Source organism: Pseudomonas sp. GW821-FHT02C04, assembly GCF_059421845.1.
Genome location: NZ_JBWKVT010000010.1, coordinates 1 through 14258, shown reverse-complemented (window position 1 = coordinate 14258; position 14258 = coordinate 1). Strand labels below are relative to the sequence as shown.

Annotated in this window: 14 protein-coding genes; 4 read left to right on the top strand and 10 right to left on the bottom strand. The window is 60.7% G+C overall.

The window, feature by feature from the left end; all coding sequences use genetic code 11:
* Nucleotides 1-85: 85 nt before the first annotated feature.
* The 4 genes from garD to kdgD all read right to left on the bottom strand — a co-directional run bounded on the left by garD (nt 86) and on the right by kdgD (nt 5526).
* On the bottom strand, nt 86-1639 hold the full coding sequence (garD, locus tag AC07VV_RS27265; protein ID WP_495038021.1) for a galactarate dehydratase: 1554 nt from the start codon (nt 1637-1639) through the stop codon (nt 86-88).
* A gap of 11 nt (nt 1640-1650) precedes the next feature.
* Nucleotides 1651-3015, bottom strand: coding sequence for an MFS transporter (locus tag AC07VV_RS27260; protein ID WP_249485592.1), 1365 nt, complete (start codon nt 3013-3015; stop codon nt 1651-1653).
* Nucleotides 3016-3113: 98 nt separating this feature from the next.
* Nucleotides 3114-4553 carry an aldehyde dehydrogenase family protein gene (locus AC07VV_RS27255; RefSeq protein ID WP_495038020.1) on the bottom strand — a complete coding sequence of 480 codons (1440 nt, stop codon included), beginning with the start codon at nt 4551-4553 and terminating at the stop codon, nt 3114-3116.
* A 61-nt stretch (nt 4554-4614) separates the two neighbouring features.
* The gene (gene kdgD, locus AC07VV_RS27250) at nt 4615-5526 is read right to left on the bottom strand and encodes a 5-dehydro-4-deoxyglucarate dehydratase (protein WP_495038019.1); all 912 of its coding nucleotides are present in this window, start codon (nt 5524-5526) and stop codon (nt 4615-4617) included.
* A gap of 235 nt (nt 5527-5761) precedes the next feature.
* Between kdgD and AC07VV_RS27245 the strand changes: the two genes are divergently transcribed.
* From AC07VV_RS27245 to AC07VV_RS27235, 3 genes are all read left to right on the top strand, one after another.
* The gene (locus AC07VV_RS27245) at nt 5762-7060 is read left to right on the top strand and encodes a phospholipase (RefSeq protein ID WP_495038018.1); all 1299 of its coding nucleotides are present in this window, start codon (nt 5762-5764) and stop codon (nt 7058-7060) included.
* 11 nt (nt 7061-7071) lie between these two features.
* Nucleotides 7072-7263, top strand: a complete 192-nt coding sequence (locus AC07VV_RS27240; protein ID WP_493087581.1) for a hypothetical protein — start codon at nt 7072-7074, stop codon at nt 7261-7263.
* 102 nt (nt 7264-7365) lie between these two features.
* Nucleotides 7366-7740, top strand: coding sequence for a hypothetical protein (locus AC07VV_RS27235; RefSeq protein WP_495038017.1), 375 nt, complete (start codon nt 7366-7368; stop codon nt 7738-7740).
* A gap of 4 nt (nt 7741-7744) precedes the next feature.
* Here AC07VV_RS27235 and AC07VV_RS27230 read toward each other — a convergent pair whose 3' ends face one another.
* From AC07VV_RS27230 to AC07VV_RS27215, 4 genes are all read right to left on the bottom strand, one after another.
* Nucleotides 7745-8491 carry a FadR/GntR family transcriptional regulator gene (locus AC07VV_RS27230; protein WP_495038016.1) on the bottom strand — a complete coding sequence of 249 codons (747 nt, stop codon included), beginning with the start codon at nt 8489-8491 and terminating at the stop codon, nt 7745-7747.
* 105 nt (nt 8492-8596) lie between these two features.
* Nucleotides 8597-10324 (bottom strand): ABC transporter ATP-binding protein/permease, encoded by a 1728-nt coding sequence (locus AC07VV_RS27225; protein ID WP_493072666.1) that lies wholly within the window; start codon nt 10322-10324, stop codon nt 8597-8599.
* A gap of 96 nt (nt 10325-10420) precedes the next feature.
* Nucleotides 10421-10981 carry a response regulator transcription factor gene (locus tag AC07VV_RS27220; protein ID WP_003221630.1) on the bottom strand — a complete coding sequence of 187 codons (561 nt, stop codon included), beginning with the start codon at nt 10979-10981 and terminating at the stop codon, nt 10421-10423.
* Nucleotides 10974-12236 (bottom strand): ATP-binding protein, encoded by a 1263-nt coding sequence (locus AC07VV_RS27215; protein ID WP_096818909.1) that lies wholly within the window; start codon nt 12234-12236, stop codon nt 10974-10976. The genes AC07VV_RS27220 and AC07VV_RS27215 overlap by 8 nt, the downstream gene beginning before the upstream one ends.
* 226 nt (nt 12237-12462) lie before the next feature.
* Here AC07VV_RS27215 and AC07VV_RS27210 point away from each other — a divergent pair, with 226 nt between their 5' ends.
* Complete coding sequence (locus AC07VV_RS27210; RefSeq protein WP_495038015.1) at nt 12463-13182, top strand: SIMPL domain-containing protein; 720 nt, start codon at nt 12463-12465, stop codon at nt 13180-13182.
* Between the two features lie 73 nt (nt 13183-13255).
* On the opposite strand, the gene AC07VV_RS27205 is transcribed toward AC07VV_RS27210, so the two are convergent.
* Together AC07VV_RS27205 and AC07VV_RS27200 are read right to left on the bottom strand one after the other, a co-directional pair.
* A complete protein-coding gene (locus AC07VV_RS27205; RefSeq protein WP_495038014.1) occupies nt 13256-13618 on the bottom strand; it encodes a DUF6124 family protein in 363 nt (120 codons plus the stop codon).
* Nucleotides 13619-14019: 401 nt separating this feature from the next.
* The coding region (locus AC07VV_RS27200) for a hypothetical protein (protein ID WP_495038013.1) at nt 14020-14258 on the bottom strand (239 nt) is incomplete at its 5' end.

The following is a 14258-nucleotide window of genomic DNA, read 5'->3' as shown; positions in this document are numbered from 1 at the left end:
CTTGAAGGTTAGCGTCGTTAGGGGGCTAATGATAAGCCACTTTCACCCCGATCGTTCCCACGCAGCGCGTGGGAACGATCAACCATCAAGTAATCGGCGCCGGATTGAACAACGTAATGTCGTTGTGCAGCTTGTGTTTCTCCGCCCACGTCTGCTGCTTGCCGCTCGCCACATCCAGATAGTAATGGAACAACTCCCAACCCAACTCCTCGATGGTCGCGCGCCCGGTAGCAATGCGCCCGGCATCGATGTCGATCAGATCCGGCCAGCGCTGCGCCAGTTCGGTACGGGTCGAGACCTTCACCACCGGCGCCATGGCCAGGCCATAAGGCGTGCCACGCCCGGTGGTGAACACATGCAGGTTCATCCCCGCCGCCAGTTGCAGCGTGCCGCAGACAAAATCACTCGCCGGCGTCGCACAGAAAATCAAACCCTTCTGCTTGAACCGCTCCCCCGGACCCAGCACACCGCTGATCGCGCTGCTGCCGGATTTGACGATCGAGCCCAAGGACTTCTCGACAATGTTCGACAATCCACCCTTCTTGTTGCCCGGCGTGGTGTTGGCGCTGCGATCCGCCTCGCCCTTGGCCAGGTAACGGTCGTACCAGTCCATCTCGCGCACCAGTTCCTCGGCAACGGTTTTGCTCTGGGCCCGCGAGGTCAGCAGGTAAATCGCATCGCGCACTTCGGTGACCTCGGAAAACATCACCGTCGCCCCCGCCCGCAGCAGCAAATCCGAGGCGTAACCCAGTGCCGGGTTGGCGGTGATCCCGGAAAACGCATCGCTGCCGCCGCACTGCATGCCAAGGATCAGCTCGGACGCCGGCACGGTTTCCCGGCGGCGCAGGTCGAGTTTCTTCAAACGAACTTCGGCCAGTTCCATGATCTGCTCGATCATCTCGGTGAAACCGTGACTGGAATCCTGCAAGCGATACAGCCACGGCTCGCTCAGGTCCACCGACGCGTCGTCCTCGTGCATCACCTGCCCGGCCTGCAATTTCTCGCAGCCCAGGCTGATCACCAGCGCCTCGCCCCCCAGGTTCGGGTTGCGCGCCAGATTGCGCACGGTACGGATCGGGATGTAAGCGTCGGTGGCCGTGATGGCCACGCCGCAACCGTAACTGTGGGTCAGCGCCACCACGTCATCGACGTGCGGGTACTTCGGCAACAGCTCATCCTTGATCCGCTTTACCGCGTGATCCAGCACCCCGGTGACGCATTGCACGGTGGTGGTGATCCCGAGGATGTTGCGCGTGCCGACGGTGCCGTCGGCATTGCGATAACCCTCGAAGGTGTAACCCTCCAGCGGAGCCTGCGCGGCCGGCACTTCGGTGGACAGCGGCAGGCTGTCCAGCGGTGGCGCAGTCGGCATGCGCAGTTGATCTTCCTTGACCCAACTGCCACGGGGAATCGGCTGCAACGCATAGCCGATGATCTGGCCGTAGCGAATCACCTGACCGCCCTCGGGAATGTCCTCGAGGGTGACCTTGTGACTCTGCGGCACAAAATCCACCGTCACCAGGCCATCGGCGAATGCGGTGCCGGCCGGAACGCCCTGGTCGTTCACCACTACCACTACGTTGTCCCGCTCGTGCAGGCGGATGTAGCGCGGCGAGTCGGAATGTTCAATCAACTGCATGACGCCGCTCCTCAGGAATGCGCTTGAGACAATTTACCGGTGGCTTCGGAACCGCCATTGGTTGGCGGCTCTTTGAGTACCACTCGTTTGATCGGGCCGACGATCACCAGGTAGCTGAACACCGCCACCAGTGCGTTGGCACCGACGAACACCAGCGCCCATTTGAACGAACCGGTGGAACTGATGATGTAGCCGATGACGATCGGCGTAGTGATCGACGCGATGTTGCCGAAAGTGTTGAACAGGCCCCCGCTCAGACCGGCGATCTGTTTCGGCGAAGTGTCGGAGACCACCGCCCAGCCCAGCGCGCCCACGCCTTTGCCGAAGAAGGCCAAGGCCATGAAGCCGACCACCATCCATTCCACTTCAACATAGTTGCACGCGACGATGCTGCTGGAGACCAGCAGACCGGCAATGATCGGTGCCTTGCGGGCGAAGGTCAGCGAATGGCCCTTGCGCAGCAGGTAATCGGAAATCACCCCGCCGAGGACGCCGCCGATAAAGCCGCAGATCGCCGGCAACGAAGCGATGAAACCGGCCTTGAGAATGGTCATGCCGCGTTCCTGCACCAGGTACACCGGGAACCAGGTCAGGAAGAAATAGGTGATGCCGTTGATGCAGTACTGGCCCAGGTAAACGCCGAGCATCATGCGGTTGGTCAGCAACTGACGGATGTAGTCCCATTTCGGGCCGTCAGCCTTTTTGCCTTGCTTCTGGTCCATGTCGACCATGCCGCCGTTGTCGGCGATGAACTTCACTTCCGCTTCGTTGGCCATCGGGTGCTGGCGCGGGCTGTGGATAACCTTCAGCCAGATCAGCGAGAACACGATGCCGAACAGGCCCATGACGATGAACACGTGCTCCCAGCCGAAGGTGTAGACGATCCAACCCATCAGCGGAGCGAACAGCACGGTGGCAAAGTATTGGGCCGAGTTGAAAATCGCCGAAGCGGTGCCGCGTTCGGCGGTCGGGAACCAGGCCGCGACGATGCGTGCGTTGCCGGGGAACGATGGCGCTTCGGCCAGACCGACCAGAAAGCGCAACATGAACAGCGCGACGATGGCCGTGGACATGCCGAACTCACCGACGAAGCCTTGCAGCACGGTGAACAGCGACCAGGTGAAGATGCTCAGGGCATAGACTTTTTTCGAGCCAAAGCGATCGAGCAGCCAGCCACCGGGAATTTGCCCGGCCACGTAAGCCCAACCGAAAGCAGAGAAGATGTAGCCGAGGGTGACCGCGTCGATGCCGAGGTCTTTTTGCAAACTGGAACCGGCGATCGCGATGGTGGCGCGGTCGGCGTAGTTGATCGTGGTCACCAGGAACAGCATGAGCAGGATCAAATAGCGGACGTGAGTCGGCTTGGACGATTGCATGTAGATGTACTCCCACTGATTATTTTTATGCGGGTAAAACATTCTTTGGTCTTGTGCCGCGCAGGGCCTTGGCAATAACCCTGCGCGGGTGCAGCGACTTACGAACCGATGTAGGCGGTTTTCACCACGGTGTAGAACTCTTGCGCATAGCGGCCTTGCTCACGTGAGCCATAGGATGAACCCTTACGGCCCCCGAACGGAACGTGGTAATCGACACCGGCGGTCGGCAGATTGACCATCACCATCCCGGCCTGGGAATGACGCTTGAAGTGGTTGGCGTACTTCAGCGACGTGGTGGCAATGCCCGCCGACAGGCCGAACTCGGTGTCGTTGGCCATGGCCAGTGCAGCCTCGTAATCGGCGACGCGGACGATGTTGGCCACCGGGCCGAAGATCTCTTCGCGGCTGATGCGCATCGAAGCTTCGCTGTCGGCAAACAGCGTCGGCGCGAGGAAGTAACCCTCGGTATCGCAGGTCACCAGACCGCCGCCGCTGACCACACGGGCACCTTCGGACTGGCCGATGTCGATATATTTCAGGTCCTGCTCAAGCTGCGCTTGTGAAACCACCGGACCAATGTCAGTGCCCGCTTTCAACGCGTGACCGACCTTGATCGACTTCATACGCTCGGCCATGGCTTCGACGAACTTGTCGTGAATCCCGGCAGTGACAATCAAGCGACTCGACGCCGTGCAACGCTGGCCGGTGGAGTAGAACGCGCTCTGCACCGACAGCTCGACCGCCTGCTTAAGGTCGGCGTCGTCGAGAATGATCTGCGGGTTCTTGCCGCCCATCTCCAGTTGCACCTTGGCCTGACGCGACACGCAGTTGACGGCGATCTGCCGGCCCACACCGACGGAGCCGGTGAAGCTGATGCCGTCGACTTTCGGGCTGTTGACCAGTGCTTCGCCCACCACGCGACCGCTGCCCATCACCAGGTTGAACACGCCGGCCGGGAAGCCTGCGCGAGAGATGATTTCGGCCAGGGCCCAGGCGCAACCGGGCACCAGATCCGCCGGTTTCAACACCACGCAGTTGCCGTAGGCCAGGGCCGGGGCGATTTTCCACGACGGGATGGCAATCGGGAAATTCCACGGGGTGATCAGGCCGACCACGCCGAGGGCTTCGCGGGTGACTTCAACGTTGACGCCCGGGCGCACCGACGGTACGTAGTCGCCGGACAGACGCAGGCACTCGCCGGCGAAGAACTTGAAGATGTTGCCGGCGCGGGTCACTTCGCCGATGGCTTCCGGCAGGGTCTTGCCCTCTTCCCGGGCCAGCAAGGTGCCGAGCTCTTCGCGACGGGCGAGGATTTCGCTGCCGACTTTATCCAGCGAGTCGTGGCGAGCCTGAATGCCCGACGTCGACCACGCCGGGAACGCGGCGCGAGCGGCGTCGATGGCGGCGTTGACCTGAACCAGATCGGCCTTGGCGTAGTCGCCGATGATGTCGCTCAGCTCGGACGGGTTGATGTTGACCGAGTAATCGTTGCCGGCGATCCACTCACCGTTGATGTAGTTGTCATAGCGCTTGGTCACGAATCATTCTCCTGACGCAAAAGGCCGCTGATTGCTCAGCGGCCTTGTTTAGAGGGTTGTGTTACTGCGCACCTTGCTTGTCGATCAGCGCGGCGAGCATTTCGTACTCTTCGCGGGTCAGGTCGGTCAGCGGCGCCCGCACCGGGCCTGCGTCATAGCCGGCGATCTTGGCGCCTGCCTTGACGATGCTCACGGCGTAACCGGCCTTGCGGTTGCGGATGTCCAGGTACGGCAGGAAGAAGTCGTCGATGATCTTGCCGACGGTGGCGTGATCTTCGCGGGCGATGGCGTGGTAGAAATCCATCGCGGTTTTCGGGATGAAGTTGAACACCGCCGACGAGTAGACCGGCACGCCCAGGGCCTTGTAGGCAGCGGCGTAGACTTCGGCGGTCGGCAGACCGCCGAGGTAGCTGAAGCGATCGCCGAGGCGACGACGGATCGACACCATCAGCTCGATATCGCCCAGACCATCCTTGTAGCCGATCAGGTTCGGGCAGCGCTCGGCCAGACGTTCCAGCAGCGGCGCGGTCAGGCGGCAGACGTTGCGGTTGTAAACCACCACACCGATGTTGACCGATTTGCACACCGCTTCAACGTGGGCGGCAACGCCGTCCTGGCTGGCTTCGGTCAGGTAATGCGGCAGCAGCAACAGACCTTTGGCGCCCAGACGCTCGGCTTCCTGAGCGTATTCGATGGCCTGGCGGGTCGAACCGCCGACGCCGGCAAGGATCGGCACGCTGGTGGCGCAGGTGTCGACGGCAGTCTTGATGATTTCCGAGTATTCGCTGGCGGCCAGGGAGAAGAACTCACCGGTACCACCGGCGGCGAACAGAGCCGAAGCACCGTACGGGGCCAGCCATTCCAGGCGTTTGATATAGCCCGCGCGGTTGAAATCGCCTTGGGCATTGAAATCGGTAACCGGGAACGACAGCAGGCCGGCGGAGAGGATGGACTTCAGTTCTTGTGGATTCATTATTCGAACACCCTGGTAGCAACGTTTTTTGTGAGTGGACCGTTCAGCCTTCGCCGAAGTTGTAGGTCATCGTACAACTTAAAAGATAACCGTCAACTGCATTTCATCGCTGGGAGGTATTTTTTGTCGGACAGGATTTCTTTTTGACGTAGGCGTTTTCTCGACTAGGCTCGATTTAACTGTATATGCGTACAGTTAAATAAGAATCCACCGACGACATATCAAGGAGAAAGAAATGTCCGGTCTACAAACAAAATGCCTTGAAAAACCCACACCGGTCATCGCCCGTTTCGATGATCTTTTTACCCCCGACGGCATCGCCTTCAGTGCTGAAAATCCGCATCTGTTGCTGCACATTGCTGACTCGCACAGCGATGTCGAACCCGTCCCCGCCCTGCCCGGCAAGGCCATGAAAGGCAAACCGCCGCTGCGCTTCGAAGGCGCGGAACACACGGCTATAGGCGATAACACCCGGCTGCGCTTCGTTGAAAATGCCGAGCCGGTGCTCGGGCAAAACGTGCCACTGCATCTACCGAACGGGTTGGCGCTGACCTACGGCCAGGTGCTGGCGCTGGGCGGAGATTTCTACGGAGTCGTCGACCGGCCGATCAACGAAGGCGCCACCCCGGCAGATCGGCTTCAGCGCTTTTCGGCGGCGTTTGACACCCTCGCCGCCCTACCGGCCTCCAAGGCCGAAGCGCCACAGATTCTCGCGATCATGCAAAAAGAGATCGATGCAGTTAAACAGGCGATCAAGGACGGCAAGCAACCACACGAAGCCTACGACGCACTGGGAGATACGTTGTCGGAAGAGTGGAACAAAATCACCGGCGGCGGCAGTTTCGTCTCGGCGCTGTTCCCGCTCGGTCGCTACCTGAAACTGGCGGCGAACAATGCCGACCATTTCGGCGAATGGGCCCGCCAGGCCTACATCGCCGGGCACACCGCCGCCCTCCAAACCGCCGCAGCCGCCCACGCCAGTCAGGACGAGCTGCAACTGGAACGGGCCTACGCGATGAATGCGTTCGCCGACCACTACCTCACCGACCTGTTCTCTTCCGGGCACTTGCGGGTGCCGCGCAAAGCCATGGCCGCAGCGGTGACACCGAGCGACCTGGGCTCGCTCATCACTCGCTTCATGCACGATGAAGACAGCAAATTCGGGCTCAAGGTGCGCAACGGACATGGCGAGCAATGGCGTGCATTCGGCGACAAGCGCTACTTCGAAGCCGCCGACACCGACAATCGCAATCAGGTGAATCAAGCGGTGCAGGATTCGGCGGACGAGGTGTATGCCGCGTATTCAAGCGGCAACGTGCCGACCACCTTCAACGCACTGCAACGGTTGCCGGATCTGACTTTCGTGATGAGTCTGACGAACAACTTCTCGCCACTGTTCCGCGTCCAGGGCAACAAAGTCCTGCGGCGCAAGGACGTGAACAACCTCAACGACACCGCCACCGTCGACGACTGGTGGGGCTGGAGCACTTACCTGCTGCTCAAGGACTATCACCCAACCGGCACCACGAATTAAGGAGCGATTCGATGACGATTAAATTGAAAGTGGAACTGGCCTCGGGCCAATCGTTGAAAGGTGCGCCGCTGCAATTGCTGCGCGACGGCGTGGCCATCGCCCGGGCGTCGGTGGACGCCCAGGGTCAGGCGACGTTCGACGTCAGGCCCGGCCCGGGCAAACTGGCGGTCAGGGTGGATCGCTCGATTCTGCCCAAGAGCTGAAATGCCCGGACAAGATTGCCCCGGCGCACAACACGGATTCGCCGGGTAAAGTGCGACGACTGCCGCGAAGGATCGCGGCAGATCTTTCAAGGAGAACGAATCATGACGTTTGCCGCTGCACACCTTCCGCAATTCCCCGATCACGCCAGCGATTCGATCATCCTGCGGCTGTCGACGCTGGATGACGATTTGATCATTCGTGTCCCCGATGGACAGGACACACCGCCGAACTGGGATGTGTACCCGATCCTCGGCGACGATCCGGAAGAGCCTGAATGGCTGGGTCTGTCGGAGCCGACCGGCGTCTGGGATGACGCACTCGACGACATGGTCGGCCTGACCGGAATCGAGCTGAGCATCCCGAGATTCGAACTGGAAAAGTACCTGAACAGCACCGTCGAGCTGCGCTACAAGTTCGCCGATGAGTCCAGCCTGGAACCGTGTTCGGAGCCGCTGAAACTCTACGTCGAAGCCTGACTCCTCAGCCCTGCGCCTGCGCCTCTTCATGCGCCTGACGCAGCCGTTCGCGGCTGTTTGTCAGGTGCAGGCGCATGGCCGCACGGGCGGCATCGGCATCCTGGCGGGCGATGGCCTCGTAGATTTCCTCGTGCTCACGGCTCAGGCGATTCATGTAGTGCTGCTGATCGTCATGGGCCAGGCGCGCAGAGTTCAGCCGCGTGCGCGGAATGATGCTGGTGCCCAGGTGGGTCATGATGTCGGTGAAATAACGGTTGCCGGTGGACAGCGCGATTTGCAGGTGGAACTGGAAGTCCGACGCCACTGCATCGCTGGCATGGGCCACGCTTTCGTTCAACGCATCGAGGGCGGCGCGCATGGCGGCCAGTTGTTCGGTGCTGCGACGTTGTGCGGCAAGACCTGCGGACTCTACTTCGAGGCTGATACGGAATTCGAGAATCGCCAGCACGTCACGCAGGGTGACCACGGTTGCCGGGTCGATCCGGAAACCGCTCGGGCTCGGTGTGTCGAGCACGAAGGTACCGATGCCGTGACGGGTTTCGACCTGCCCTGCAGCCTGCAGCCGGGAAATCGCCTCGCGCACCACGGTACGGCTGACACCATTGGCTTCCATGATCGCCGACTCGGTGGGCAACTTGTCGCCACGCTTGAGCAGACCGTCGCGGATCTGCTCGGTCAGCACCGTCACCAGTTCCTGTGCCAGGCTGCGGCGCTTGCGAGGGAGGCGCGGGGTGTCGATCGGGTTTTCCATGGTCTGCGTTTATCTCGAAAATTCGGCTAGAGGGGCATCATAGCCCAAGGGAGTTGTACGATCACCGTCCTCTGTGGGAGCAGGCTCCCACAGATTCAGTACACATCAGGCCGTGACGGTCTGCTCGACCAGATGCCCGCTGTCGATCCGCACATGCCGTGGATGGAAGCGCTTGAGGCTGCTGCGATGCCCGACGCTGACGATACTCAGGCCCGGCAACTGATCGATCAGCGCCTGATACAGCGTGGCTTCGTCCTCTTCGTCCATCGCCGACGTCGCTTCGTCCATATACAGCCAGTGCGGTGCGTAGAGCAGCGCACGGGCGAAGGCCAATCGTTGCTGTTCACCCGGCGAGAGCATGCGCTGCCAGTGATTGGCTTCATCCAGTCGCGCCACCAAATGCGGCAGACGGCAGGTTTCCAGCACTTGTGCATAACGCTCTGGCGAGTAGGTATCGCCCGGTTGTGGATAACTCAAGGCTTCACGCAGGGTGCCGATCGGCAGATACGGCTTTTGCGGCAGGAACAGATAACGCGATGCCGGCAGACGGATGCTGCCGTGGCCGGCCGGCCACAAATGCCCCATCGCCCGCAGCAGTGTCGACTTGCCGCTGCCGGAGCGGCCGCTGAGCATCACTCGATCACCCGCCTCCACAGTCATGTCGGCGCTGGTCAGCAGGTGACGGCCGTCAGCCAGGTCCAGCCCAAGGTTGTGTACCTTCAATTCATCACCGTGATTCTGTACATCGATGGCCGGTGCCCGGTCTTCGTTGTCGCTCATGGCCTGACGGAAGCTCAGGAGACGATCGGAGGTGGCCTTCCATGCCGCCAGCGACGTATAGGCGTCGATGAACCAGCTGAAATTCTCTTGCACGTTGCCGAATGCCGAGTTGATCTGCATCAGCTCACCCAGTTCGATCTTGCCGGACAGGTAACGGGGTGCCGCGACGATGAAGGGGAAAATGATTGCGATCTGGCCGTAACCCGAGGTGAAGAACGTCAGGCGCTTGGACACGCGCATGATGTCCCAGAAGTTTTGCCAGACCAGCCCGAAGCGACTGCTCAAGCGACGGTTTTCATTCGGCTCACCGTTGTACAGCGCAATGCTCTCGGCGTTCTCGCGAACCCGTACCATGGAAAAACGCAGGTCGGCTTCGAAGCGTTGTTGTTGGTTGTTCAGGCCGATCAAGCGACGGCCGATCAGGTGCGTCAACCAACTGCCAACCCCCGCATACAGCAGCGCACACCAGAACATGTAGCCGGGAATCTCGATGCCGAACACTTCGATGCTGCCGGACACGCCCCACAGAATGATCGAGAACGACACCAGACTGACCACGGTGCGGATCAATCCCAACCCCAGGCCAAGCGTGGTGGTGGTAAAGGTGTTGAGGTCTTCGGAAATACGTTGGTCAGGGTTGTCGGTGTAGCCGCCCTGCTCCAGCTGGTAGTAATTCTTGTGCCCGAGCCAGCGCTTGAAATGGTTTTCGGTGAGCCACGCCCGCCAGCGGATGGTCAGCATCTGCGTCAGGTACTGGCGATACACCGAGCCGAGAATCGCCACGGCCGCAATGCCGCAGAAATACAGGATCAACTGCCAGAACGCCGCCTCGTCCTTCTTTTGCAAGGCGTTGTAGAAATCCTTGTACCAACTGTTGAGCCACACCGAGATGCCGACGCTGAACAGCGACAGCGCGATCACGGCGATCAGCAACGTCCAGGCCTTGCCCTTCTCTTCGCTGCGCCAGTACGGCGTGGTCATGGCCCACACCTTGCGAAAAAACTGCCCGCGCACAGCATCGTTGACCGCGGAATATTCAGCGTTCTGATTCATGGATAAGGCTCGATAAAGAAAAGAACAGACACGCACCGATCATAGTTGATCGGTGCGCTTTATCGCGAGGGCTGGCGATGGCCGTTCAGCGCAGGTTCAGCGACGAACCGGGCGCTTCTGCAGTTTGCGCTGCAGGGTGCGGCGGTGCATGCCCAGGGCGCGGGCAGTGGCGGAGATGTTGCCTTCGTGTTCGGTCAACACGCGCTGAATGTGTTCCCATTGCAGGCGATCCACCGACATCGGGTTTTCCGGCACCAGGCTGTCGAGGTCGGCGTGCTCGGACAGCAGCGCTGCCAGCACGTCGTCGGCGTCGGCCGGTTTGCACAGGTAATTGCAGGCGCCGCGCTTGATCGCTTCGACCGCCGTGGCAATGCTCGAGTAACCGGTGAGGATCACCACGCGCATTTCCGGGTCCAGCTCCAGCAGCTTCGGCAGCAGGACCAGACCGGAGTCGCCGTCCATTTTCAGGTCCAGCGCGGCATAGTCCGGCAGATCGGCCTGAGCAATGGTCAGGCCTTCCTCGGCAGAACCGGCGGTGCTGACGCGGAAACCACGGCGAGCCATGGCGCGGGCCATCACCCGGGTGAAGGTCGCGTCGTCATCGACCAGCAGCAAATGCGGCAGTTCTTCGCCTTCGACTTGGATTTCGTCACTCATGTTGCTCTCCTCGGGCGCCGTGGGGCAGGCGCAGCTCGGTGAGCGTGCCGCCTTCCTCATGACTATAGAGTTTCACTGAGCCGCCGGCGCGTGTCACGCTGGCCTTGCTCAAAAACAGGCCCAGGCCGAAACCTTTGCCCTTGGTGGTAAAAAACGGTTTGCCAATCTGCTCGGCGATGGCCAGCGGCACACCGGCGCCATGATCGCGAATGCTGATGGTCAGGTCTTCGGCCGTCCAGTCCAGGGTCACCTGAAGGTTTTCCGGGCAAGCATCGGCGGCGTTGTTCAGCAGATTCAACAAGGCCTGGGTCAGATCCGGCGGCGGTGCCACACGCGGCAGCGTGCCTTGGCCCAGACGCTGGAAGCGGTAACTGGCCTCGGGACGCATCAGGTGCCAGCGGTTGAGCGCTTCGTCGAGCCATTCGGTGACGTCCTGCATCTCCACCGCCATCCGGCGATTGGCTTCGGCGGCGCGCACCAGTTGTTGCAGGGTCTCCTTGCAGAGTTTCACCTGATCCTTCAGCACCTTCAGGTCTTCCTGAAGCATCGGATCGTGGTGATCCTGCTGCATTTCGTTGAGCAACACGCTCATGGTCGCCAGCGGTGTGCCCAGTTCATGGGCGGCGCCGGCAGCTTGGGTCGCGACGGCCAGCAATTGCTGATCGCGCAGGCCTTCTTCGCGGCGGATTGCACGCAACTCTTCCTGCCGACGCAGCTCTTCGGCCATGCGCGCGGCGAAGAAGGTAATCACCGCTGCCGCCAGCGCGAAGCTCAGCCACATGCCGTAGATCTGCAGGTTCTCCCGGGCCACCGGCAGGGTTTCCAGCGGATAGAAATGCGTCAGCATCAGCGTGTACAAGGCCAGCGCAATGCCGGACAGCACCACCGAATAACGCCACGGCAGTGTCACCGCGGCAATGGTCAGCGGCACCAGATAATACGAAACGAACGGGTTGGTCGACCCGCCGGAGAAATACAGCAAGGCACTGTGGATAAACAGATCGCAGGCCAGTTGCAGCGCGTATTCGAGCTCGGTAACCGGCCACGAAGTACGCAGACGCACGGCGGTGAACACACAGAGCAGAATCGAACAGCCGAGGGTCATCACCAGTTGCACCCACGGCAACGGCAACAGATCCAGCCAGTAGGCCAGGCCCACGGAACCGGCCTGCGCGGCGAGCACCAGCGTGCGGATGAAAGTCAGCCGCCAGAGGTTCTGGCGAGTGGCGGAAGTCAGTTGTACGGGGGCGAGCATGAGCTCTCCTGATGAGCGCTCCAGGCGGATCGCACGGAGTATAACCAAGCCGCGCGCCCGAGAGGCGAAAGTGCGGCAAACGACCACATGGCAAAAAGCACCGTGGCGGCTATAAGGCCCATCTGTATAGAAGTTGTAACTGGGCGAACCGGATCATAAAAGCTACAGTCTGATGGTTTCACGCAGGCCCCCGAACCATCACCTGCGCCCTCATCAAGGAGCTTTCATGCACACATTTCGCCGCAGCGCCGCCCTTCTCGCCCTGACCGTCGGCAGCATCGCCAGCCTTCCGGCCCTGGCCGCCGATGAGCTGCATTACAACCAGATTTCCCTGCGCGCCGAAGTCAGCCAGGAAGTGGCCCGCGACCTGATGATCGTGACCCTCTACACCGAAGAGCAAAACACTGACCCGGCCAAACTCGCCGCCGACGTCAGCACCACCATGAACAAGGCCCTGGCCCAGGCCAAGCAAGTCAAAGACATCACCCTGCGCCAGGGCAGCCGCAACAGCTACCCGATCTACGACACCAAGGGCCAGAAAATCACCGGCTGGCGCGAACGCGCCGAGCTGCGCCTGGAAAGCACCGACTTCGCCGCCCTGTCCAAACTCACCGGCGAGTTGCTGACCGACCTGAAAATGGGCGGCATGGACTTCGCCATCGCCGACCCGACCCGCAAGGCCAGCGAAGACAAACTGCTGAAAGAAGCCGTCACCGCCTTCAAGGCCCGCGCCCAACTGGCCACCGACGCCCTGGGCGGCAAGGGTTACAAAATCGTCAACCTGAACCTCAACAGCAATGGCTACCCGCAACCGTACATGCGCGCCCCGATGATGATGAAAGCCGCCGCCGGCATGGATGCAGCGCCGGTGACGCCTGAAGTCGAAGCGGGCACCAGCCAGGTCAGCCTGACGGCCGACGGCTCGATTGAAGTGTTGATGCAGTGATTAAGTGACGGCTGAATGAAAAACCGGCGATCAGTAATGATCGCCGGTTTTTTTGTGCCCGGGATTTGGGTAATCAGGTTTGCGGATCAACCCGATCCAGCGCGCGATTCACAGCCAACTCGGCCAGCATGATGATCTGCTGGATACCCAACGCCGTACTGCGCTGCGGGCCGGTGAGTTCATTGGCGAAATTGCTGGTCATCGTGCTGGCCGACGCCAGGGATTCGCAGGCATTGGCCAGCAGGCTTTCGGTGTCGACGTTGGGACTGACCATGTACATCGTGCTCGGCGGGCGTGGTTTGGAAAGGTTGGGGCAGAGATAGAAATCGAGGGCACGTTTGATGGCTTCGCGGTTGCGGGCGAGGTCTTCGGCGCGCATGGCGTCTTCGAGGGGTGTGGGTGTTTCGAGGGGTGGGTCGGGTATCAGCTTATCCATGTAGCAATTTCTCCAGTTATGGAGCCACTTTTTCCCGATCTCACTCGAAGAAGAGGTGGCAGCTATGTACGGGGTGAGATCACCGGTATGGACACCCGGCAGGACATTCGTCCACCCGCACACAGCCGCCATAGAGAATCGCTGACAGTCTAAGCTGGCGGCGATTATGAAGGGGCTCGCACAAGTATCCAAATGAATAGCCGGGATCTCACTCCCGGTCGCTGAATTGGCAGCGACAACCAAAGACTAGAGAGCGTGCTTCCGACGGACAACCTGAAAACCTTGTGGGAAGGTTCGGTGAATTCCACACATCTTTAAACATTCGAAAATGGAACGCGGAGCGTCCCGGGCGGCATTCCCACGCGGAGCGTGGGAACGATCAAGCAGTCCGCAGGTGTTTTCTACCTCCTGTTTTCTCCCTCCTGTTTTCTGTTTTCTGCTTTCTGCTTTCTGCTTTCTGCTTTCTGCTTTCCACCACTCAACACGATGAGCGTTAGCTCAAGTACCGCTTTTGACGTGTCGGCCCCTTCGGCAGGCTGAGTGGAGGGATTCATCCGGGGGTGGGCGCGCAGCGCCGTTTGGCGAAGCCAAACACATCGAGAGGAGGTGCAGCGAAGCAAACCGTAGGCGATGCCCCCGG

Coding starts and splice junctions, on each gene's coding strand:
- garD (WP_495038021.1), bottom strand. CDS start 1,639: ATGCAGTTGATTGAACATTCCGACTCGCCGCGCTACATCCGCCTGCAC.
- AC07VV_RS27260 (WP_249485592.1), bottom strand. CDS start 3,015: ATGCAATCGTCCAAGCCGACTCACGTCCGCTATTTGATCCTGCTCATG.
- kdgD (WP_495038019.1), bottom strand. CDS start 5,526: ATGAATCCACAAGAACTGAAGTCCATCCTCTCCGCCGGCCTGCTGTCG.
- AC07VV_RS27245 (WP_495038018.1), top strand. CDS start 5,762: ATGTCCGGTCTACAAACAAAATGCCTTGAAAAACCCACACCGGTCATC.
- AC07VV_RS27240 (WP_493087581.1), top strand. CDS start 7,072: ATGACGATTAAATTGAAAGTGGAACTGGCCTCGGGCCAATCGTTGAAA.
- AC07VV_RS27235 (WP_495038017.1), top strand. CDS start 7,366: ATGACGTTTGCCGCTGCACACCTTCCGCAATTCCCCGATCACGCCAGC.
- AC07VV_RS27230 (WP_495038016.1), bottom strand. CDS start 8,491: ATGGAAAACCCGATCGACACCCCGCGCCTCCCTCGCAAGCGCCGCAGC.
- AC07VV_RS27225 (WP_493072666.1), bottom strand. CDS start 10,324: ATGAATCAGAACGCTGAATATTCCGCGGTCAACGATGCTGTGCGCGGG.
- AC07VV_RS27220 (WP_003221630.1), bottom strand. CDS start 10,981: ATGAGTGACGAAATCCAAGTCGAAGGCGAAGAACTGCCGCATTTGCTG.
- AC07VV_RS27215 (WP_096818909.1), bottom strand. CDS start 12,236: ATGCTCGCCCCCGTACAACTGACTTCCGCCACTCGCCAGAACCTCTGG.
- AC07VV_RS27210 (WP_495038015.1), top strand. CDS start 12,463: ATGCACACATTTCGCCGCAGCGCCGCCCTTCTCGCCCTGACCGTCGGC.
- AC07VV_RS27205 (WP_495038014.1), bottom strand. CDS start 13,618: ATGGATAAGCTGATACCCGACCCACCCCTCGAAACACCCACACCCCTC.